Source organism: Sphingobacterium sp. UBA7855 (assembly GCA_002500745.1).
Classification (GTDB): domain Bacteria; phylum Bacteroidota; class Bacteroidia; order Sphingobacteriales; family Sphingobacteriaceae; genus Sphingobacterium.
Map to the genome: position 1 here is coordinate 97,002 of DLST01000002.1, position 23,734 is coordinate 120,735.

Genomic DNA, 23,734 nt, shown 5'->3' on the forward strand with positions numbered 1-23,734 from the left:
ATTCTGTTGCTTATCAATAGCAACAGAATGGATTTGGTATAATTAGTTTATCTTTTATTTTCCCTTTTCGAACAAAGCTGAAAAGCTACTAATCCAATCAATAGCCCAGCGACAACAGTTTTCCCTATGAAAGCTTTTTTATTATACTTCCATTCGGCACCTAGTCCAAGTTCTTTGGCGATATTGGGAAGATGGCCTTTCGAGATGTCTTCAATAACACCTTCCAGCATATCGACACGGTCTGCCAGCACCAGCGGGAGCCAGCGGCCGTAGCTGGATTCGCTATACGTAAAGGCAAAGCGTCTAATGGCGCCACTCAGCCCTTTGGGTGGATTGCCAGTTCCATAAACTGCTGTTAGGTTGGGGCGTTCAACAGAATGCAGTATCTCAACCGTTTCTTCCTGCAGTGGGGGGCGCTGCCAGGAATAGCCCTGATGTTCTTCGTTATTTCGTTTTTTTATAGGATAGGTGGGGTCGTTTTTGGGATCAAAATCGATTCCCCAGCCCTTGATATGCCCGTATTCCGATTGTCTATCGTTGATAAACTCTTCGGGTGTAGTTTGATCTGTTATCATAGTAAAATATCTTAAATCGAAGCCGATGGTGGAATTAACACAGTTTTGATACAATGATCCAATTTGGAAGAGAAGAGGTGATATGCGTCGCCCACTTCTTCGAGCGGAACCCGATGTGTAATGAGTTCTTTGGGCTTGATAACGCCATTTTTTACATGTTGGATCAGTTTGGGTAGCAGCCGCTTCACCGAAGCTTGATTGGCCCGTATGGTGATTCCTTTATTTAACACATTGCCAATAGGCACCAAACTATTTGTTGGGCCATAAACACCCACAATAGACACGATACCACCTTTTTTAACACTATTAATCGCCCAGTGCAATGCCGTGGTCGATCCGCCTTGGAGCATCAGGTATCTACCCAGAAGACTATTTACGGTGTTACCTGCCGCCTCACAGCCCACCGCATCGATGCACACATCTGCGCCCAGTGAATCGGTGACCGTCTTGATAAAAACGACGGGATCGCCGATGGAGCGGAAATTGACTGCCTCACACTGGGCGTAGCGTTCGGCAAATTCGAGCCGATAATCCACATGGTCGATTATAATCACGCGTGCTGCTCCGAACAGCCAGGAGCACTTGGCAGCCATAATACCAATTGGACCGGCACCAAAGACCACCACGGTATCTCCAGGTTGAATTCCCGCCATTTCTGCCGCCTGATAACCTGTAGGGACCACATCCGTAAGCAAAACCGCATCGTCGGCATCCATCCAGTCGGGAATGACGACCGGGCCAACATCGGCATAGGGTACGCGGACATATTCGGCCTGGCCACCAGCATAGCCACCCGCAGTGTGGGAATAACCAAAGATGCCGCCCACGGCAGTAGCCTCGGGGTTGGACTCATGGCAGTTGCCATACAACTCCTGCCGGCAGAAGGCACATTTGCCACAGGCAATATTGAAAGGCACCATCACGCGGTCGCCAACGTGTAAATTTTCTATTCCAGCGCCTACCTCAACCACTTCACCGATAAACTCGTGTCCAAAGGTAGAACCCACCCGGGTGTCTGGTACAAGACCATGGTAAAGATGCAAGTCAGATCCGCAGATACAGGAGCGCAATACCCGTACGATGGCATCCTGCGGATGGAGGATCTCTGGCATGGGGGCATTTTTATCGGCACGTACGCGATAGGGCCCTCGATAATTCATTGCAAGCATAATATTCAATTGATTAATGATCGTAAAAACAGCGCCCGTCCAAAGACACTTAATAAGGGAAGGAATGTGCTGTCACATTCGTTTCAATATTTTACGGATAGGGGACTTATACGTAGCCAGCGTATTTACAACATCTCTTACCTATTAACAAGAGATGCTAACCCATTTAATGACCGATTGTACGGTTAAATGGTGGCGCAGCGGGCACCGCTCCAATAAAGCAATGTTGAAATTGCATTATTTTACAGGTTTTATTAGAAATCCATCATCAATTGACATTGCTAAAAATAAAAGCTAATTTTGAGTAATCAACATCAACTAAGCCATCAGGATGAACGTAACGCATGTCAGACAATTGTTTACCCAACTTTATGAGGAAAATTGGGGCAAGCTGTATGTGCATGTTTTCCGAATGTTGGACGACCAAGACGAGGCCCGTGATATTGTGCAGGAAATTTTTACGAATCTCTGGGATCACATGGAGCGTCTGGAAATCGTACACTCGTATCAGGCTTATCTTTATCGCTCGGCCCGTAACCTGGTCATTAACCGCATTGCCAGCCAGGATGTGGGTCGGAAATATGAGGCTTACCTCGAGCACGCAGCCCCAACATTTGAAGTGATGCCCGACGATCTGTTGCGGGAAAAAGAATTAGCGGAGCAAATTGATCAAGCGATTGAAAAGCTGCCCCGCAAAATGGCTTTGATCTTCAAAAAAAGTCGATTCGAGCAGCGGAGTTATCGGGAGATCGCCGCAGAACTTGAGATCTCTGAGCAGACAGTCAAAAAGCAGATTTACAATGCGTTGACGGTTTTGAGAAAAAAAATACGAACTATTTTCATTTTTTTCTACCACTAAACGCGCACTATCCTGTCTTCTAAACGGTAAACAGGATAGCACCTATGAAACAACGCATATCAAAACAAGTACTGCAAAAGTACCAGCAGGGCACGTGCAGCGCTGAGGAAATGGCACTTGTCGAAAGTTGGTACAATCAGCTCAGCCGGCAAAATAATGCAAAAGACATTCCCGAACTGGGTCTGGCTGCCGAAGACCAGTTTTTCCAACAGCATATTTTTGGTCCCGAATGGCGGGCTAAACGCCATAAAAAAGCCTATTTAAAGGTTGCGGCCAGTATGGTGTTCTTTTTGATGGCCGGTGCGGCGATATACTTCTTTTCCCCGCGGCAGCAAGCTCCGAAGCCATTGCCCTTTAGTATTGGTCAATTTCAGGCCGATCTGTTGATCGGAAATGAGGTGGTGAGCCTGAGTAAGGAAAAGCCGTTTAGCCCCGAGTGGCTCGATCGGCATAAGGATAGCAACGTGGCGCTTCAAACCAAAAGGGGACAGGAATTTAAAATGGAACTTCCGGATGGTACGCTGGTGTGGTTAAATGCCGACAGCAAGCTCAAAATTGAACCGGGGTATAATGAACATAAACGTTCGGTATTTCTGGAAGGTGAGGCTTATTTTAAGGTGGCCAAAAATAAAGCGAAACCTTTTATTGTGCACGTGGGGAACACCCGTATCGAAGCACTGGGGACAGCTTTCAACGTGAAGTTGTATCCAAAGGACAACGCGCTTTTAACGACCCAGCTTGACGAAGGGAAAATACGGGTCAGCAATGCTGGCCTGGACGAGATTCTGCTGCCCGGACAGCGGATCCAGCTGAATGTGCTGAATGGAGCCTTCCAGCGGCTGGCGGAAAACAGCCAGCCCGATATAGCCAACTGGAAAGACGGGTACTTTGAATTTGACCAGACACCGTTGCCTGAGATTTTAGCGGATCTGGCGCGTTGGTACAATTTCACCTATAGCCTGTCGCCTGCTTATAAAAATAAAGTCCTTAGTGGAAAAATCAGCAAAAAAGAATCCTTTGAAGAAGTGCTGAAGATTTTACGCTTCGCCGGTATCAATTATACCATTGAGAAAAACGAACTCTTGCTTATTCCCTAACTAAAATCGTAACAAACGAATTTTCAATCTAAATACCTTATGAAAAAGTCCGTAAAAACCCTGCTATTGATGCTGATGCATGTGAATGGTTATGCTTTGACCCAGCAGGCAGACAAGTCAATTGACCATGTCCGATTTAAACAGCTCGTCAAATCCATCGAGCAACGCAGTGATTATCGCTTTGTGTATGATCCCAATGAGATCAATCCGGATCTACCAGTAGATGTCAATTTAAATAACGTCAATATTCCTGAACTCCTCAGGCAGGCGTTCTCAGCTAAAGGCATACGCTACCAAATTGTCAAAAATACCATCGTGCTCCAGGGGAAGGGGGCTGCAAAGGCGGTCCAGATGACCATTTCCGGTCGGGTCAGCAATGGATCCGGTGCAGCGCTTGAAGGGGTTAGTGTACGCGTTAAAAATAAGGTAGCTAGTACTATGACCGATGCTAACGGTCGTTTTAGTTTAAATGGCCTGCAGCAGGATGATATACTACTTTTGAGTTATGTGGGCTACCGCAGCAAGGAAGTGAAGGTGGCCGACAAGGCCCTCATGGAAATAAGCCTTGAGCTAGATCCAGGCAACCTGGATGAGGTGGTGGTTATCGGTTACGGGACGTCTTCGATACGCAAAAATACGGGTTCGGTATCTAGCGTCACTAGCCGGGAGATCGAAACACAACCGGTACTAGACCCCTTGGCGGCTTTGCAGGGGCGCGTTGCCGGACTCAATATTGCTTCCAATTCGGGCTTGCCGGGCAGCTCCTTTCAGGTGCAGCTGCGTGGCGTCAACTCTTTGACTAATGGCAGCAGTCCGCTTTACATTATCGACGGTATTCCATTTTCGGACGAAAGCATGAATCAGTTTACAGCGGCCAATGGGAACCAAAGCCCGCTCAGTCTGATCAATCCCAAGGATATTGAACGCATCGATGTGCTTAAAGATGCCGATGCGACAGCCATCTATGGCTCCCGGGGTGGGAATGGAGTGATCCTGATCACAACGAAGTGGGGAAATAAGAGCGGACTTAAAATAGACTTTAATGCCAATGTGGGCTCCGGTAAGGCCATTCGCAACTTGAAGATGCTCAATACGGCGCAATATTTGGACATCCGGAAGGAAGGCTTTAAAAACGATAACTGGACAGCGACAGCAGATAATGCACCGGATCTGCTCACTTGGGATCAGTCCGCCTACAACGACTGGCAAAAGGAGTTTTATGGTGCATCTTCTCCTTTCTCGACCTATCAGCTGTCATTTTCCGGAGGTAACGAAAATACCCAATACCTGGCCAGTGGCAATTTCAATCGTCAGGGGGATCCCTTTCCCGGCAATAAGAATTATCAGCGTGGTGGTGCGCTGTTGAACTTGTCTACGCAGTCCAAAGATCAGCGATTTAAGCTCAACAGTAGTTTCAACCTCAACCTGGACCGTAACAATACCGTACCGACAGATATAGCACAGTTTTATAACCTGGCGCCCAACTATCCTTTATATGATGAAAAGGGCGGCTATTATTGGTTCCAACAGAGTTTACAGAATCCCGCCGCCTATATGGAGCGCTCGAGTGTTTCGAAATCAAAATCCCTACTGGCCAACTTTTCTGCCGAATATGCGATATTACCTGAGCTGGTCGCAAAAGTCAATGTGGGCTACAACCTCAAAAGCATGGACCAGACGCGCTTGCTGCCCAATGCGGGATTTAATCCATTGACGAGCACGGGTTCCATGGCCTCTTACGGGAATTCGGATTATCAGTCCTATATCGTTGAGCCACAAATAAATTACAGCAAAACCTTTGGTAAACATGATTTTAAACTGCTTTTGGGGGGGACCTGGCAGCAAAGGGTCAGCGAAGGGAAGTACTTCGATGGCAGCAGTTATCCGAGTGATTCGCAGCTAAACAATATCGGCGCTGCAGGTATCCTTGTGAACCGCAACAATCAGTATGCAGATTACCGTTACCAGTCTGCATTTGGCCGGATCAATTATGCCTATGCCGACAAATATCTGTTAAATTTCAGCTACCGAAGGGATGGCTCTTCCCGCTTTGGGCCCAACAATAAGTACGGTAATTTTGGGTCGATCGGTGCAGCCTGGGTGTTCAGCAGCGAAGAATTTCTCCAGGATCAGTCTATCGTGAGCTTCGGGAAGCTTCGTGCGAGTTGGGGAGTGACGGGCAACGACCAGATCGGCGATTACCAGTACCTGGATACCTGGGGCACAGGCTTTGCCTACCAAGGCATCACGGGGCTTTATCCGACACGGGTGTTTAATCCCAATTTTGGATGGGAAGAAATTAAAAAGAAAGAACTGGGGCTCGACCTGGGTTTTTTCAGGGACCGTATTTTCCTAACGGCCAATTATTACAACAATAGATCGGATAATCAGCTGATCAATATCGTGCTCGCACCGCAGACGGGCTATAATTCGTATTTTGGTAATACCCCCGCACTGATTGAAAATAAAGGCTTGGAGTTAGAGCTGAGCAGTGTGAATATCCAGAAGGAAAAGTTCAGCTGGAAAACCAATTTCAATATCACTTTCCCTTCCAATACGCTGCTGGAATATCCCGGGCTGGAGAGTAGCAGTGATGCGAGGCGATACATCATTGGCGAGTCCACACGTATCGTCCGCGGATTTCAGTTTACGGGAGTGGATTCGCAAACCGGGGTTGCCCAATTCCGGGATGTGGATGGTGATGGGAAAATCAGTGATTTCAATGATTATGTAACCTTGGGCTCTCTGCTGCCCAAGTACTATGGTGGTATCGGCAACAATCTAAGTTATGGCAATGTGAGCCTTGGATTCTTATTTCAGTTTGTCAAACAGGAGGGACCATCCATTGGATATGGCCCACAGGCAACGAACATTGGCGGATTGGGCAACCTGGATGAATATGTGTTAAACCGTTGGCAGCAGCCCGGAGATGTGACGGATGTGCCACGCGCTACCGCCAACAGCGCCAACGAAGCTAACCTGGCTTACCGAAATTACTACCGCTATTCATCGGCAGTATGGGACGATGCGTCGTTCATCCGCTTAAAAAATGTATCGCTCAGTTACGATATCTCCAAATGGGCAAAGAAGATCAATATGAGCCGCGCTGTGGTACAGTTCAATGCGCAGAACCTCTTTACCTGGACAAGCTTCAGAGGTATGGATCCCGAGATGCCTGGTTTTGATCGCACTTATGTTTCGGATGTCAATCCCTTTGGTTCGGTGCGGAACAGCGCCACACCATCCATGCGTACCTATACCTTTGCGGTTCAGCTCACTTTTTAATGATCATAACACTAAAGACTTATACCATGAACAAATATATCATCTACAGCCTTTTTGCGACACCACTGCTTAACATCTCCTGCAATAAATTTCTGGCCGTGGACCCACCCAAGACGGAAGTGGCAGCAGCGTCGGCTTTCAGTGACGAAAAGACGGCCACAGCAACCGTGGGCGGACTCTATACCAGTATGAACAATTACAATAACCAGTTCGCCAGTGGACTGATGAGCATTGTACTGTCCAGTCTGGCCGACGATTACAACTCAGCTTTTACAAGCTACGACGAGTACAAATACAATAAACTGAGTCCGGCGACTTCTTACCTTGATCGGCTCTGGTCGCAACCTTATAGCTATATCAATCACAGCAATAAGATCATCGAGGGCGTTGAAGCCTCGGCGCTCAGCAGTACGGTCAAGGCACAGCTATCGGCCGAGGCCCGTTTTACGCGGGTATTCAATTACTTTTACCTGAGTAACCTCTTCAATAAAGTGCCCTTGATCACTGATACCAAGGATCTGGAAGCCAACAACCGAAAAGGTCCGGCCTCCAGGGAAGAGCTCTATGCGTTTATGGTCGACGATCTGCAGAAAGCTGCTGTCGATATTGCGGATGCCTATCAGGGCAATGAGCGTACCCGCCCCAATAGAAAAGCAGTTGATGCGCTATTGGCCAGGGTCTATCTGTATCATGGCGACTGGGCCAATGCCGAAGCGATGGCCGACAAAGTCATTGCGGATAACCGGTACGAACTGTCGCGGGATCTCAATACAGTTTTTTTGAAAACAAGCAAAGAAGCGATCTGGCAACTGCAGACGGTAAATCTTTCCACTGCCGGGGTCAACACCTGGGAAGGTTTCAGCATCGTTCCGGCAGTAGCTACAGGGCGGAGTTACTATCAGGTGTATGATGCCACGGTAGCGGCCTATGAAGATAAAGATTTACGCAAAGCGATGTGGTTAAAGCCTTATGTCGTAAGTAATAAGACGCTTTATATGCCGTATAAGTATAAGGTGCGCACAGGTGCACCTGTGACCGAATACAATACCGTGCTGCGCCTTGCCGAGCAGTACTTGATCCGTGCCGAAGCGCGGCTCAACCAGAATAAGTTGCAGGCGGCACTAGAGGATATCAATCAGATCCGTGAACGTGCCGGCCTCGCTGCGCTGCCACAAACGATGGACAAGGCGGGCATTGCCCTGGCGCTCGAAAAGGAGCGGCAGCTAGAACTGCTCGGGGAATGGGGCCACCGTTGGTTTGATCTGGTGCGCACAAACAGGGCCCTGCCTGTACTTTCAAAGGTCAAAACAGACTTTAGCGAAAGCGATACCAAAATACCGATCGCCAGTACTATTTTAATCACCAATGCTAACCTCCAACAGAATGATTAAGCTATTCAAATACGCATTGCTGCTGTGTCTGCTAGAAGTAAACCTGCTGTTGCAGGCACAAGTGAGTATTTTGCCGCACAAAGCAACGGCCGGTGATACCGTGACCATCAGCTTTGATCCAAGTAAATCTGCTGCTTCCCAGACGGAAGGGCCCTATTTCGTGGATTTCAACTATTCAAATTTTTACGAATTTCCGAGCCGCATGCCCATGCAACAAGAGGGTGGAATCTGGCGGGTGCGTTTTAAACTGCCTGCCTACGCCAACTTTTCCTGTTTTTCCATCGCCGACAGAGAAAAGAAATTTGTACAGCGGGCAAGCGATAGCAGTCAATATGAGATCTATATTTACAAGGATGGTCGGTTGATTTCTGGTAATTACCTGGGTAAATCGTATAGCGTACCGGTCCAAGATAAGACATCGGATCATATCCTTGCTACACAGGAATATTACCTCAAGAAGGAGCTGAGCTTATATCCCGACAATTATGAGGCACAGCTCCGCCTGATTGTGCTACAGATGAAAAACGCTAGTGCCGACCAACAGGCACAGCTGTTAAAAAAAGGCTTGGCAGTGGTGGAGCAAAAATTTAGAAGCAATCCACTTGTTGAAGGAAACCTCAACAAGGTGACGATGGGCTATCTGATACTCGGGCAGAACCAAAAAGTAGATTCGATCCGCCAGGTGGTGATCGACGAGTTTCCCAACAAGAAGATCGGCATAGCCTATCGGCTCAATAAATTGTTTCGCGAGCAGGATTCCACGGCAGTGGTTGCCAAGATCGGGCAGCTTCTTGGCCTTAAAACCGCCGATAATGAGGCGGCCTATGGCAGCGCTTACGACTATCTTTTTACCTACTATGTGCGGCATGGTGACAGCGTACAGGCCAAGAAATACCTGCCCCTGATCACCCGATGGGAGCAAGATCCCTATAAATGGCGTGCATACAATCAGTATGTGCAGCTGCTCTTAGATCATAAGCTGATGCTGCAGGAGGCATCCAAACTCAATCTATATCTACTCGACAGTGTTGCGGCCTATCCGGTAAGTTTAATACGCTATTTCCCCGAAACGGGCTATCTAGTGGCCCATGATCCGGCCAGGGCGGATAAGATTGCTGCCGTAAAAGCAGAAATTATGGCCAATCAGGGACTTATCCTTGCGCAGTTAAACCAGCCCGAAGCGGCCCGTGACTGGTTTACTAAAAGTATCCCTACACTCCAATCGGCAGCATTGCTCCGCGCAGTGGCCATGCAGTATCAGCAGTGGAATGATCCAAACAGTGCAATACCCGCATTGGAGGCAGCCTATCGTTATGCTCCTTTTGATGCGACGACGCGTGAACTTCTCGACAAAGCGATCATTAAAAACGGAACGGACAATGCTGCCGCACGGCAGGCTTATTTTAGCAAGCTTGACAAACAATGGAAACAGGAATATTACCAGGAGTTTCAGAAAATCATCGGCAGTACGCCATTTCCAGAGGATATCAGCATTGTCGATATGGACAAGAAACCGTTGCTCAAAACGGAACTGAAGGACAAGATTGTCATCATTGATTTTTGGGCAACCTGGTGCAAGCCCTGCATCGCCTCATTTCCCTATTTGCATCAGGTATACAAAAAATATGCGGATGATCCGCAGGTGAAGTTCGTTGTACTCAATTCGGGCAGTGGAAACAGCTGGGACGATGCCTACAAATGGGCAAAGGCCAATCCTGAATTTGACTTTCCATTTTATTACAATCAGGATAAAAAGCTCAGTAGCAAGCTGGATATCACATCCATTCCGACAACATTGATCCTGGACAAAAAGGGGGACATCCGCTTTCGAAAGGTGGGATTTGAAGGAGAGAAGCTACTGCAGAGCCTCGATGCCATGATCGAATACCTCAAAGAATTGGAGGAATAAATAGATGAAGTTGAAGCAAGCGAATTACTAGACTGCTCACATAACTTATAAACGCGTAAAGATCATGATGCACGGAATGTATAAAGCGCCAAAACGATAGGAACTTTTGGCGGTTATTTTTTAGCGATCTATTTGGGTGTAAGATTTGAAAGTACATTATTCACTGTGTATTGCTTTTGTTACACTTAGTGTGTTTTTTGTATAAAAAATAATTTCAGTATTTATACGTTTTTTTTGCTTTTAAAATACTGTTGACGGTATTATTTTGCGGCATTTAACAATTTATTAATTCAAAAATCCTTCAATTGGTATTTAGTTTGATGTAAATTAGATACATACGGTCATGGAGAGACCGCAATATTTATTTTAAACTTAAAACCAAAAGTTATGGCTTTCAAAGCAAGACTTCAGTTTTCAGGCAACGAATATGACGTGCTGAATGCTGACTACTCCTTCACCCGCGACGTCGATTCAAAGGGACGTCCTTCATCTTCAGTTTATGGTGGCACCATCAATGTCGAAGTAGAATCTACAGAAGATACTTCCGTCATCGAAGCTATGGTCAACAACCAATATAAGCCTATTGCAGGTACATTGCTGATCAAAAAACCAGACGAAGATGCCAAAATGAAAGAAATCAGATTTGAAGATGGTTACATTATTCGCTACGAGGAAGGAATCAACATAGTAGGATCGCATGCAATGACCTACAAATTTGTGATTTCTGCGCGCTCCATCAGCATTGGTGAAGCGACAAGCGAACAAGACTGGCCAAAAGCGTAACCCTTACAAACATCCGTAGGTGTATTGATAAGGCACGCTTAGGTAAGTAAAATTAAATTTTAAACCATTAAAAATTACGATTATGTCATTTAAAACAAGATTAACATTAGGAAGTAAGGAATACGATGTGATCCAGTGCAGGTTTTCCCTGCACCGTGATGTGGACTCTAAAGGGCGTCCGTCATCGTCTGTATATGGCGGTACAATTACGGTTGAGGTCGAATCGACCGAAGATACCTCGGTCATTGAAGCGATGGTAAACAATCAGTATAAAACTGTAAACGGCAAGATCACGTTTAAAAAGAGTGAGGAAGATGCGACTATGAAAGAACTCAAATTTCAGGACGCCTATATCATCCAATACAATGAAGGAATTTCGGTCACCAACGATAAACCCATGACACTATCCCTGGTATTGTCATCGCGGGTGCTGGAAATGCAAAATGCATCACTGGAAAATGATTGGCCTAAGGCTTAAAAGCTGAAATAGACCATGAAATTTGGAAAGACGGTCTATCGCAGGAAAGACCGTCTTTTTTGTAAACTCTATGAACAGCTAATTTATGTATTTTGATAAGCCAAAATTATTGATTGAGATGCATATTGACGGAAAGGAAGTGTCGCATTTCCTTTCGTTCAATATTCGTCAGCGTTTTAATGCCCACCACGAGTTTGAACTCCGAATAGAGCACGGTAAACTCGGTATTCCGGGGTTGATTAATTTACAGGATAGCCGCGCTTATGTAGGGCGTACACTGGCGATTTCTTTTGGCTACGCGCAGGGAAACATGCAAAATTTTTCGGGCATCATTACCGAGGTCTCCTTGACGCAAAACCATGGTTACCAAGGGGTGTTGCAAATTAAAGGCTACAGTCCTACCATATTGATCGATCGTGGCAAAGACCTGGGGTCTTATTATGGAAAATCGCTCGGCGATATTGTCAAGCTGGCAACCCAGGATGTCGTACAGAACGATCTACATATGCAAGTTAACCCGAGTCGATCTGAACCGATTGATTACCTGATCCAGTACCGTGAAAGCGATTTTGAATTTCTCAACCGCCTATCTGCAGAGTACCTCGAATGGTTTTACTACGATGGTGAGCGCCTTCATTTTGGGAAACCATCGGACTTACCCACTGGAAAGGTGACCTATGGACGAGAGGTGAGCCGGCTTGATTATGGTATACAGATCCGCCCTGTAAACCACCGACGCTTTAGCTATTTGCCGCAGCATGACCAGTTGTTGGAAAGTACGAGCAACGTCAAATCGGATGGTCATCCGGATCAGGTTTTTGCCATGCAGCGGGCTTCCGAAACCTTTAGTAAAGTGTTTAGTCAACCCCTGGACATCCGTGTGGATACACAGGGTGAACTGCAGCGTATCGTGCAACATCAGGAAGAGGCCAATGTAGGGCAGCTGCTCCAGGTGTCGTGCGACAGTGATTCACCGGCTATCCGTCTTGGGGCGCAGATAGAAATTGAGACAAGCCTGCGTCAGGACCTGAGCTTTGTAACCGATACCCTCGGTAAATTCCTGATTACCGAAGTGGAACACCACTTTGATGATGTGGGCCGCTATACCAATCGGTTTAATGGCATTTTAGCGAGTACAGAACGTATACCGGTGCGCGAATATATACGGCCGCAGCCAGATATGCAGATGGCAGATGTCGTGGACAACAACGACCCCAGTGGTCAGGGAAGGATACGGGTGCGTTTCAAGTGGCAGTGTGCTAATAATGACGAAACAGAATGGTTGCGCATCATCACCCCAAATGCAGGTACGGGTGACCGGGGTGTCAATAGGGGGTTCCTTTCGATACCCGAAATTGGTGATCACGTCATCGTGGCTTTTGAAGAGGGCAGCGTAGCGCGGCCCGTGGTAATGGGGAGCTTATACAACCAGAGCACGGCCGATAGTACACCGCAGATTCAGAACCACCTTAAGAGCATCACTACGCGGTCGGGTCATCTGATTGAGTTTGACGATAGCCAGTCTACACAAGGTATTAAGATAACGGATATCAAAGGAAATATTGTTCATATCGATAGCCAGGGTAGCAATGTAACGATCACCGCACTGGAAAATATGACGTTGAACTGTAAAAATATGCAGATTAACGTCACTGAAAATATGGATGTACAGGTAGGTAAAGATCAAAGCACGTCTGTTGGCAACAACCAGACCGTTTCTGTGTCTAAAGATATCGCGACTACCGCAGGCAATAATTATTCGCTCGCCGCTACCGGAGATATTAGTGAAGATTCGGACAATCGCACAGAAATTGCCAGCAAAGATTTTAATCGACAATCCGAAACATCAAACGAGCTGGCATCGGAAATGACGATCTTTAGCAATAAGGAAAACATGACCTTGCAGAGCGGAAAAACAATTGAGATAAACAGTGTCGAGAAATCTAAACTTTTTTAGCACATGCGTAAAAGGAACGACATAGATAAGATCTTTTTACTCCTGTTCATGCTGATGAGTATTATTTCGAGTTGTCAGGAATCAAAAATGAGCGAAAAAAAATACATATGGAGTGGGGCACTTGTTGCGCCCAAAGAATACCCGGTGGAAATATATGATGGGGCTTTGATTAGTGAAGATTATACCTACCGTTTTGGTCCGATCTATGGAATTATACAGCAAGGCTGGAGCGTACAGTCTAAGGGGATGGGATCGCCGGATGAGCCTGTAGCGCTTCCGGACGAACTGCAGATGACATGGTATGCTATTCAGGAGGAAAAATTCTATACTGGAAAATGGAAGCTGGATAAGCAGCAGCTTACCACTATCTGGGAAGAAGGAGCGATAGACGTCCGCACACAAAAAAAAGATGATTTTAAAACTTTGATTGTTGGCCTTGCTCCAGAAGGGAGACTGGCTCTTTGGGCGGACGGGCAGCGGCAGGTATTGTTGGCCATGTTTCAGGCACATGACACCACCATAACACAGGAAACGGCACATGAGGATTTCGAACACTTCTTCAGGAAGGAATATCGCGACGCAGCCTATAAACCTCAAAAATTATATGGTGATGAACTGTATGCCACTTTGGAAGGCCAGGGTTGGCCAAAGCCACAGCTGTATATGGAATATAATAAAAAATATGCATGGAAATTTGCTGTAGAGGGCATTGAATTAGGCCCTAAAGATTATTTTTTTTATCAGTGCTTCAACGGCGAGCGGGATATGCTTTTGAATACAGATAGTGCCAATACGAATCTGCCGAAAGCCATTCCGGAGCATGTATATGTAAAATGGGCAGATGGGGATAAAAAGTATGGGGTGGCTGACGTAAAATTTAAGTATGAGATTGTCAAAAAAGCATTTGAGGAATTTGAGCCGACAGAAAAGATCGACTTGCTCTTTGAAATAGATCCTTCGGCCAATGTGCTGAATACCTATTTGCGCTCATCTTCCAAAAAGATAAAAATTGTGGGCTACGAGCCGGCATTGGTCCGGGTCGATAATTAGATCGTATGGCAAACGTTGAATTTAAGGAATATAATCCACCGCCAAGGAATACGCCTAAGCAATACAGCGTGACGATTGATATATTTTTTGATGGCACGAAAAATAACAAAAACAATACGGATGCGCGCCGGACGGGGCATAGTTCCTTTGCCAAATATGGAAAGTCAGACGATGAATCCAGCTACCAGAATGACTGGTCCAATGTAGCGCGGCTTTGGGAGAATTGTACCAATGCCAATAGGCTTTACATTGAGGGAATAGGAACCACCGACCGCCAAAAGGATTCGACTATGGGCTATGCGTTTGGTTCGGGTTTTACGGGTATCCGTTTTAAGGTGCGTAAAGGATGTGAACAATCTGCTGATATCATCAAAAGAGAGTTTGAGGCAAATGCGGGTAAAGTGCTTCGGCAGATTATTTTTAATGTGTACGGCTTTAGCCGCGGTGCGGCGGCAGCCCGCAATTTTGTCTACGAGATCGGCAAGGCAGCCTATAAGGGCCGAAAGGTAGAGGCCGAGGGCATAACGGCTTATTACGACGGTGATAATATGCCTGCCCGCGAGGAAATGCCCGCAGGAGGGCACCTTGGCTATGCGTTGAAGCTTAAAGGTATTAACTTAAATCCTGCTCTTGTAGTTGTTAATTTCCTCGGCATCTTTGATACCGTTGCTTCGTATTCTGAACTTCCGATACCGCGTTTTTCTAACGATATCGCCGAACTCAATCTCAATACACTCGGAAAGGCACATCATGTGGTGCATTTTACGGCCCGCGATGAGATGCGGGAGAACTTCTCGCTTACGCGTACGCCGAAAGGGATTGAAAAGGATCTGCCCGGTGTGCACTCCGATATCGGGGGAAGCTACCTGAGTGGGCCAGAAATTAAACAGGAAATTGAGACGGCCATGTTAAAAGGTACATTGGAGCGGCTGCGCGATCGATTGATTTCCGACGGTTGGTATAAGCCCGGTGAATTGACTATTACCGATGGCTGGTACTGGGCATTGCGGGGTGAGAAACGTATGGTTCACAAAGAATATAGCTTTATACCGCTACATTTTATGGGACAGTTTGGTAAAGACAACAATGCCGCGTTGGACCGCGGCAAAATGGAGGCTAAATATTCGATCAGCGGACATGCGGTACTGCAGAGCACAAAGTCCAAATTGAGTGCTTATGTCTTTAACGGCGCAGCTTATCCGTACGGTGGCAAACAGTTAACAAGTGCTAATTTGAATGAACTAAAAGCGCTACGTTATGGTTATTTTCATCGATCGGCGCGTAGAGAGGGTATCGGAATGGATCCAAATAACAACTGGCAACGGGTGGAGTTAAAATAGAAACGTTATATCATTTTTTGAAATCCGGTAGAGGAGGTAATATGGCAATTTTAAAACAAGCAACGAATATTAAAATAAATGTGCAAGCAAAATATAACTTACAGGTTACTGGGAAGGTACAGAAGCTTGCTGATAAGCTCAATGCGGAAGCGCGTGAAGGAAATTTGATATTAGCGAGTAATAAAGTGGTACATGGAAGAGGAAATAAAGAAGTTTAAATGTGATGTTTTTTAAAGTGTATGTTTAATAAGAACGGAAGTATTTTTTTTCAGGAAGGGCAGACCGCTACCAACACGCCTAAGGTTAACACGAATAAACCGCTATCGACAACGATATTATCGTCTTTAAACTGGCGGATAGGGCTCACATTAAATTATGGAGTGAGGTTAACTTTCGGAAGAGAGGGCAATGAAACAGAATTAAAATATACATGCAGCGTTAGGCGGCTTAACAATGGAAGTGAAGGTAATTTCGTATTCGCTTTAGATCGAACGAGTGATGTTTATATCAATGAAATTGTACCAGATCTTATAGCCGACAAACTGGCGTTCGAAGCTGGCAAAGTGTTTTACCCGCTGCATCTTTCTGTTGCTCCATCCGGCGAGTTACATGGGGTTGCAAATGCAGAAACTATTCGACAGCGGTGGCCTGAAGTAAAAGAAAGACTACGAAATTATTTTTATGGGGATTTTTTTGAAGAATACCTACAGAAAATGGATAATCTTTTATTGGTAGAGCATAACATATTTTCTGCTCTGAGTCGAACAGATTGGTTGCTAAACGTTTTCTTTCAGCCTTTTTATCAGCAGTCCGCGAATGGATCCAAAGATCGACTGCAATTTTTTCCAAACCTTCCTACGCCTGCCATGGGGTACCAGGTCGTTGAGAAAATTATGCCTGAGCTGAACCACTTTGGCGCTATTGAGCTAATGCAACATGGTCTACTCGAACTGAATGAAGATTTTGGCGTAGAAGGTACGGGAAGTAGCGAGGCGCTTTATATTTTTCATCCTCAGACATGTGCCTTATTGGGAGTAGACGGAAATTGGGATGCAAGCGTGGAAGGCTCTCGGAGGACCGTAGGTATGAAGATATTTTACCTAGCCCAAGATGGTGAAGATTTTGTTCACGATTATACGGTCACGAAAGATAGACATGATAACATCGATACGACTTCGACAAAAAAACAAGATACTGCTAATTTAAGGGATGCGAACGAACAAAAGAATGTATGGGCGAAACTATTTAATCTTTAAAAGATGGCAGAAAAACATGTAGTTGTCCAAGGAGCGCAATGTATGTGCAACTTTGGTACTGCACCTGATAAGTTAAAGGTGCTCACTAATGATAAAGATTTTGCAAATGATAGTCAAGGAAGTAAAAAGCGAATTGCTACGACAAAAGATACGGGAACTACATTTGAAAAGAACATGTTTGGCTCATGTTCGAAAATGAATAATAAACCTTGTAGTGCAACAGTGCAAAGTTGGTCTGGGTTTTATCCTGAGACGATCTTGTCTAACGGCGGAAAAGTTTTGTTAGAGGATAGCAAAGCTACCTGCCCGACAGGTGGACCAGACTGTATCCGGATTATTCACCACGGTCAGCAGGCAGAGCCATCGCAAAGAAACCGGAACAATAGTTCAAGGGAAGTGCAAAGCCAGCTAAATCCGATGGCAAATATGATCGATGAGAAAGAAGCTTTTGACGGTATTGATGTCTCAACACGATAGATTATGGCAAAGGGTGTTAAGAAAATAAAGTGGTCGGGCGAGGGACCTGTTTACAATGGGAAAAGAGGATCTGTCCCGAATTCCTTACTCGTGATTGGTCCAGGGGAATATGTATGGTTTCAGGTCGGGGAGTGGTATCCAGATACGACTGAAGCGGATAAGAAAAAGGACTTGAGATGGGCTGTACAAAATAAAGAAGGAAAGATAGCCTATCAAAAGACTCTGGGATGGAATTATAGGTATGGTTTTCGAATTTCCCGAAAACTATGTGGACCTTATACCTTCTATGTGGAAGCATCCTGGACTGGAAACTTTGATGGGAAGGCTGGATTAAGTTTGCGCGGAGAAACTCCGGCACGTATTGTGGATAGCCGTTGGACAAAGCTTGAAGGCGGAGAGGATGTACGCAAAACCTATCATTTCTCATACGGTGAACTGGTATGGCTGCGTCTTTTTACGGAGGGGCTTAATGGCTATAACAATGTCGAGGTTCGTGTTTTTAGACGCTTGCGATCGGCATTTGGTCTTCTTCCAAAGGATGATGAGGTGACCCGTAAGATTTATTACTGCCAGGTAATTAACGGTGAAATTAACCTTAAAATCCCAAATACCTATTCGTGGGGAAGGACTATGAAGGATAAAGCAGCAGTAGAGGAGTTCTACGTTAGGGTAGTGCATCCTGTGACTAAAGCTTATATTGCCGACACGGGATTAAATGGCGATACAGCACACGCCCGATTCCTAAGGATCAAGAATGAAGAGGTTTCTCAGGTTATTGAAACTCCGCAAAATAGAGTGCCTGTAACGATTTATGAACCAGATAAGAACGCGGCAAGGTTTGAACCGTGTAAATTTGAACAGATCAAAATCACTGAAGCTGGGAAATCGGCAATCACTGTATTTGATCACGGTGGTGGGGTTGCCAATAAAACCAATCCAAGAGAACGGGTGGTGCAGTCTATCTATTTTGAAATAGGAAAAACAGCGTTGACCCCCGAAAGCCTGAAGAAGATGAACACCATTCTTCAGTTTATACTGGAGCACAATGGATCTTCTATTCGTTTGGATGGTTATGCCTGTGTTATCGGTAAGCAGATTGACAATCAGGTGCTTTCCGAGAACAGGTCAAAGACTGTCAAAGAATTTTTTCTTAAGGGTAAACTGGAAGCTAGCCGGATTAAAACTGTCGTGGGGCACGGTGAACTTAAGCCTACGGATGACAAACAAGGTCGCGACAACATCAAATACAAAGATGAACAAGATTATATCAACAATCGGCGGGTGGACATTTCCTTTGAATATTACGGACATAACGCTGATACAATAGTTTATGAGACTATTTTGGGAAGCAAGCCAACGACGATTACAGTTGAGCCTGTCAATTTCGATACAAAGGCTTGTTTTAGTAAACCGGCGCATAAAAAAGAAATTAAATTTTCAAATCCCAATATTCCGAGTGGGAAAGGGGGCAGCATCCCTGCAATATCGCGCTTGTCAGAAACCAATCCTGTTCCGCTAAACTACATTTGGCCAAGATATTGTCTTACCAATACGCAGTCCTTTAGTTCGGCAAACGACTATATTGTTCATTTTCATTCGTGTCGATATTTTTCAGTGGAGAATAATCCTCCCGTTAAAATTAGGGTATATCCTGATATTAAATGGAAACTGAACTTCTTTCTCAATCTAACTAATGATCTCAGTGTGAAATGGCAGCATGCTACCCCCCAGCAGCATAAAGAGTATCAAAGCAAAGCCGGTAAAATTGGCGCTGAGAAAAGATGGAAACAAAAAGAGGCTTCGTTTGGTTTTGGTTTATTAGCGCAGTGGAATAAATCGGGTGAAAACTATGGTTCAAAAATGGAGCTGAAAGCATCCTATGAGGGGAAATTTAAGAAGCTTTATGATATTTTTTCATCCATGGGCGATTTAGCCAAAGCGATTACTGAAAAGACAAAGGGTGCGGTTAAAACAAGTATTCCGGGTGTGCCGGTAGCAATAGCAGTGAAACCTCCTAATCTAAGCCTGGAAGGGGAATGGTATTTGAAGAAGGTTAAGAATAGTGCAAATGTCGATGAGATTGGCACACAACTTTCCTTGACCTTAAAAGCGGATCCATTGATAGCACTGGAAATCACCATAGATTTACTTGGTGCAGCGATCTGGACGGCAGCAGGGGTACTTACAGCTGGTTCTGCAGCACCTGGCGTATTAAAGTTATATCAACGTATTAAGGATCAGTTGATGACGGGTGCCGATGTGGGAACTGACGATCTAGGTTTCAAGGCAAATGTGGACATTTATATGGATCTTGTCATTACTAGTTCTATTTTGGTCGATAGTACTTTCGCTTTTAATACTGTAGGGAAACCATCCGATTCTAAAGTCGATACATCTGCAAAAGGTAAATTGAACGTCGAGTTGAAAGTTGGGATTAAAGTGAAAGGAGAGTTGGCTTTGGTCGTTGTTAGGGTGGAAGGATATTTCGAAGCTTCGGCCGCGGCAGAGGGATCTATTACTTTTGGGCATAAATTAAATTATAATGATAAAGGCTTATATTATCGTCCGATTTTGGGATTTGATGGTTTAAATGCCAAATACGTCGTTGCTGTTTCACTGTCTTTAGCAAAAAAGATCAAAAAAGATCAAACCAAAATGGAAATGACGAAAGAAAAGAAAATTGTGTTAGCAGAAGGTAACTATGATAATGTCATCCCGAAATTTGATGTAATAGAAAAAATTGAAAGTACCTTTGATGTTGATGCAAATATTCCGTTGATTACAAATTAAAAAATTATGAAGACATATTTATTGATGTTAGTAACCCTAATTGGAGCGACTTCGTGTAACTCTCAGAATAGAAATGATTTATTGTCCATGCATTTTGATCAACCTATAACTGAATTGATCGGTGCACATAAATTAGAACAGTTCCAAGATCCGAATTATGGGATTTATACCTATAAAACAGATCAATTGGATGGTTTTAAAATTGCAGATATAGATCTTTCAACCTACAAGTATCCAAATGGTCCAGTAGCAGATTTTAATAGAATACAAATATATGTTGACAGTCGAACGTCCAAGAAGTACTTAGGCTTCAGATATACGACAGTAAAACAGGATGAGATTCAGGAATTGATTGCCTCTCTTAAAAAAAATTATCCTGAATTTGAACAAAGAAAAGATTCTGCAGGGGACGTTTATCTGTGGGACTTAAAGTCACTGAATGCCTGGCTATTTTACTATCCGAATCATTCTGTTGATAGTAATGGTAAAGATTTCCTAAATTCTAATTTCCTGTATGTGAAGAAAGGAACTCGCCTGGATGACTCAAAAGACAGTTCAATCCCTACGATTTGGCAACAGATAGATGGCTTATATCCTAAAGATTAGAAGGTATGCAAAAACCATATTACAACCTGGATTTTGGAGCGACGATGTGCAAATTTCAAATTAAGGTAAATAATTTTGAGGTTTTTATGTTGAATATTGACGGTAATGTTGCATCTGAAATACCGCTAAATGGTGGAATATTTGGAAGCGGCGAACAGCAGCTTGAAGTAAGGGCATTACCATTAGATGGCGAGAAAATGCTTCATCCACAGGCGAATTTTCATTATCATGTAAAAGCTGTTGACGTCAATACCGCAAATTGGAATTTGATAAAAAGTTTTGATAAGAAACAGGTTGGACCAGATCCAAAGAGTCAATCTTTCCTGTTCAGCAGGAGCGTATTTTATGCTGATGTGCCTTATACAGTACACAACTGGGCTGATCTTAAAGAGATAGATGAAAATAATCTTAGAGATCGGGTTTTCGATAAGTACAATGATATTGTGCGAGCAGGAAGAAGTGGAGATTATAACAAATTGTTTGCTGCTATTGAGCTTACTGAAGAGAGGAATGCTTTGACCCTATATCTTTCTAAGGGAGAGGTTGAAGCCCGCATTGATTCAATCAAAGCTGATATTGAAGCTGGATTTAAGATGATGGAACTGGATCAAAATTGTATATTGGAAATAGCTGCTAATGGTCGCTTGTGTCGTTTGGTACGTCTAGATAGTAACTCCGCCATGGTTTTGGAAAATAAAAAAACACAGGAAGAACTTATTATTGACCTCTGGCTATGTGAAAATACGAATAAAACGTTGAGTATTTTTTAGTCGTCAATTGCTGGTAGTTTAAAATTATGGGTAAAAATTATTATAGCACTAATTTCAGTTTTTCTATGTTGCTTACCATCATGCTGGAAATATCTTGTGTCAGTAGTGGTGAGAAAATTACCCACCCACCAATTACCGAATCAAATCCGACGACTGTTTCGGTGGGTAATGCCCTGTCCGTCAAAGAAAAGATGATCAAGCATTTTCCTAAACAGCCTTTATACTACATTTACATCGATCACGAGCAGTGTTTTTTCGAGATCCTTGTGAATGATATCCCAGCATTTCAATATTTTAAGGATGGTGGTATTATGTCGCCCATAACTTTGAATAATTATATAGCTAAATCCGGAAAACAGAAAATAACTTATCGTCTTTACCCGCAGAAGGAACGTGAACATGGCGAAGGGTTTCAACAATTGACACCGTTTACCCGATTTAATTTGACACTTTTCTCGAGAGATAATATGGATACAGTTGCTGGTTTCGATCATCAAGTTCAGTTACTAGACCATGCTAATTTAAAAAAAGAAGATGGTAAAACATTTATAGGAGCAGGTTTACCATACTATGAGTATACAGTTACTTTCGATGCTTCAGTACCGTATGAAGTCCCTGCGCTAGCTAACGCAACGGATTTAAGCAAATTACCGAAAGATGTGCTTGAAGAGAAAACACTTGAAGCTTATAACTATTTTAGGGATTTGATAGCAAATAAAAATAAAGATGTCTATAGCGCACTAGTTTTTAATAGTGATGTGAGGCAGATTGTAAGCTTATATCAGGATGAAAATGATGTCCGTGAAGGTGGGAATGAAGATATGTTTTATTTTGACAATCCTACTTTTAAAGTCGAGCCTATAAAGGATTTTACCTTAAAACTTTATGGAGATGGGAAGCTCGTTTGCCTAGAGCATAGTTCATTGGACTTACGCCTCCGGGGTGGTTCTGCTATTTGGGGTAAGTATAAAGGAGATACAGGTGGTACCTTTGCGCGTTTTTTAAGCCTGTATTTATACATCCCTAAAGGAAAAGACTCCTTTGAAATTTGGTAAAGAAAAATAGGTAGACGTAATGGATATGTTAAGGGAAGGATTAAAATTAGGTGATGTAATCTTTTCGACCTATAAATATCTAAAAATTTTCGACTGCAGAGTCTTTAATCACGGTCCTAAAAAAAGGATAAGTGATGGAAAATTATAATAATAAACGATGAAACAACTAAAGTTTATAGGTGTATTATTTCTCGTGTTAGTGCTAACGTTATCGTGTAAACCTTCGAGCAACCAATCGAATGGAGTTCTAGACACCACGAATAAAACTAACGTTAGTATACCCGAAAGAACAGATTTGAAAGTAGTAGATCTAATTGATATAAAATTGTTAGAGCCGTTTGAAGATATTAAAAATTCAGATGGATCCACGCTGAAATCAAATGGGAAGAAATATGAAACCATGAGTGGGTTACAAGCGGTTGGGTACAATGCAAATGCTGTTTTCACATTCGATAATGTAATTTTGAGTTCGTCAGAACATCCAACTGAAATAATTTTTCATTTTGAAAAAGGCTCTGCTGTCTTGAAATTCGTTGAAGTCAAAATTAGTGATGAAAAGATTGGGAAATCTTTATTGGTAGCATTAAATCGTAGTTTCGGTAAACCAAGTTTTGAACAGAATACAGACAAGGACAATGGAATGGGGGTTGACGAAAATGGAAACGCAATCTCTAGCGCTAATTATCCCAAGCAAAACTTTATGGTTTGGGAAAAGAGCGACAATAAAAAAAGTTATTTTGTTTTACAGCACAGCGACGGTGGAGCGAAAGTGACGGAACTGACTATTTTAGATCCAGATGAAAAATTTGCAAAACAATTTATAAGTGTGCGATCCTTTGATTGGTATAATAACCATTATTAATGCAAATGTAGCGATAGCAAATACT

General features: G+C 43.9%; 20 protein-coding genes. 18 read left to right on the top strand and 2 right to left on the bottom strand.

Annotated elements, in window-relative coordinates; genetic code table 11:
• Positions 1 to 47: 47 nt before the first annotated feature.
• Positions 48 to 575 (bottom strand): hypothetical protein, encoded by a 528-nt coding sequence (locus B2107_RS01435; RefSeq protein ID WP_293952476.1) that lies wholly within the window; start codon positions 573 to 575, stop codon positions 48 to 50.
• Between the two features lie 11 nt (positions 576 to 586).
• Positions 587 to 1,687, bottom strand: coding sequence for a zinc-dependent alcohol dehydrogenase (locus B2107_RS01440; protein ID WP_293952478.1), 1,101 nt, complete (start codon positions 1,685 to 1,687; stop codon positions 587 to 589).
• A 388-nt stretch (positions 1,688 to 2,075) separates the two neighbouring features.
• Here B2107_RS01440 and B2107_RS01445 point away from each other — a divergent pair, with 388 nt between their 5' ends.
• From B2107_RS01445 to B2107_RS01530, 18 genes are all read left to right on the top strand, one after another.
• Complete coding sequence (locus B2107_RS01445) at positions 2,076 to 2,603, top strand: RNA polymerase sigma-70 factor (RefSeq protein WP_293952480.1); 528 nt, start codon at positions 2,076 to 2,078, stop codon at positions 2,601 to 2,603.
• Between the two features lie 44 nt (positions 2,604 to 2,647).
• The gene (locus B2107_RS01450) at positions 2,648 to 3,700 is read left to right on the top strand and encodes a FecR family protein (RefSeq protein ID WP_293952482.1); all 1,053 of its coding nucleotides are present in this window, start codon (positions 2,648 to 2,650) and stop codon (positions 3,698 to 3,700) included.
• A 39-nt stretch (positions 3,701 to 3,739) separates the two neighbouring features.
• Positions 3,740 to 6,985, top strand: a complete 3,246-nt coding sequence (locus tag B2107_RS01455) for a TonB-dependent receptor (RefSeq protein WP_293952484.1) — start codon at positions 3,740 to 3,742, stop codon at positions 6,983 to 6,985.
• Positions 6,986 to 7,011: 26 nt separating this feature from the next.
• The gene (locus tag B2107_RS01460; protein ID WP_293952485.1) at positions 7,012 to 8,376 is read left to right on the top strand and encodes a RagB/SusD family nutrient uptake outer membrane protein; all 1,365 of its coding nucleotides are present in this window, start codon (positions 7,012 to 7,014) and stop codon (positions 8,374 to 8,376) included.
• A complete protein-coding gene (locus tag B2107_RS01465) occupies positions 8,369 to 10,285 on the top strand; it encodes a TlpA disulfide reductase family protein (RefSeq protein WP_293952487.1) in 1,917 nt (638 codons plus the stop codon). The genes B2107_RS01460 and B2107_RS01465 overlap by 8 nt, the downstream gene beginning before the upstream one ends.
• 387 nt (positions 10,286 to 10,672) lie before the next feature.
• Positions 10,673 to 11,068, top strand: coding sequence for a type VI secretion system tube protein TssD (gene tssD / locus B2107_RS01470; protein ID WP_120257239.1), 396 nt, complete (start codon positions 10,673 to 10,675; stop codon positions 11,066 to 11,068).
• Positions 11,069 to 11,150: 82 nt separating this feature from the next.
• Complete coding sequence (tssD, locus tag B2107_RS01475) at positions 11,151 to 11,546, top strand: type VI secretion system tube protein TssD (protein WP_209579760.1); 396 nt, start codon at positions 11,151 to 11,153, stop codon at positions 11,544 to 11,546.
• 85 nt (positions 11,547 to 11,631) lie between these two features.
• Positions 11,632 to 13,503 carry a type VI secretion system Vgr family protein gene (locus tag B2107_RS01480; RefSeq protein ID WP_293952489.1) on the top strand — a complete coding sequence of 624 codons (1,872 nt, stop codon included), beginning with the start codon at positions 11,632 to 11,634 and terminating at the stop codon, positions 13,501 to 13,503.
• Between the two features lie 87 nt (positions 13,504 to 13,590).
• Positions 13,591 to 14,553 carry a DUF2931 family protein gene (locus B2107_RS01485; RefSeq protein ID WP_293952491.1) on the top strand — a complete coding sequence of 321 codons (963 nt, stop codon included), beginning with the start codon at positions 13,591 to 13,593 and terminating at the stop codon, positions 14,551 to 14,553.
• 5 nt (positions 14,554 to 14,558) lie between these two features.
• On the top strand, positions 14,559 to 15,893 hold the full coding sequence (locus B2107_RS01490; RefSeq protein WP_293952493.1) for a T6SS phospholipase effector Tle1-like catalytic domain-containing protein: 1,335 nt from the start codon (positions 14,559 to 14,561) through the stop codon (positions 15,891 to 15,893).
• A 41-nt stretch (positions 15,894 to 15,934) separates the two neighbouring features.
• Positions 15,935 to 16,111, top strand: a complete 177-nt coding sequence (locus B2107_RS01495; protein ID WP_293888702.1) for a hypothetical protein — start codon at positions 15,935 to 15,937, stop codon at positions 16,109 to 16,111.
• A 21-nt stretch (positions 16,112 to 16,132) separates the two neighbouring features.
• Positions 16,133 to 17,149, top strand: a complete 1,017-nt coding sequence (locus tag B2107_RS01500) for a hypothetical protein (RefSeq protein WP_293952495.1) — start codon at positions 16,133 to 16,135, stop codon at positions 17,147 to 17,149.
• Positions 17,150 to 17,152: 3 nt separating this feature from the next.
• Complete coding sequence (locus B2107_RS01505) at positions 17,153 to 17,626, top strand: DUF4280 domain-containing protein (protein ID WP_293952497.1); 474 nt, start codon at positions 17,153 to 17,155, stop codon at positions 17,624 to 17,626.
• Between the two features lie 3 nt (positions 17,627 to 17,629).
• The gene (locus B2107_RS01510; RefSeq protein ID WP_293952499.1) at positions 17,630 to 20,416 is read left to right on the top strand and encodes an OmpA family protein; all 2,787 of its coding nucleotides are present in this window, start codon (positions 17,630 to 17,632) and stop codon (positions 20,414 to 20,416) included.
• A gap of 6 nt (positions 20,417 to 20,422) precedes the next feature.
• Positions 20,423 to 21,022, top strand: coding sequence for a hypothetical protein (locus B2107_RS01515; RefSeq protein WP_293952501.1), 600 nt, complete (start codon positions 20,423 to 20,425; stop codon positions 21,020 to 21,022).
• A gap of 5 nt (positions 21,023 to 21,027) precedes the next feature.
• A complete protein-coding gene (locus tag B2107_RS01520; RefSeq protein ID WP_293952503.1) occupies positions 21,028 to 21,792 on the top strand; it encodes a hypothetical protein in 765 nt (254 codons plus the stop codon).
• Between the two features lie 26 nt (positions 21,793 to 21,818).
• Entirely contained in the window at positions 21,819 to 22,847 is a 1,029-nt protein-coding gene (locus B2107_RS01525; RefSeq protein WP_293952505.1) for a hypothetical protein, read from the top strand.
• A gap of 295 nt (positions 22,848 to 23,142) precedes the next feature.
• Positions 23,143 to 23,709, top strand: a complete 567-nt coding sequence (locus tag B2107_RS01530) for a hypothetical protein (RefSeq protein WP_293952507.1) — start codon at positions 23,143 to 23,145, stop codon at positions 23,707 to 23,709.
• Positions 23,710 to 23,734 lie beyond the last annotated feature (25 nt).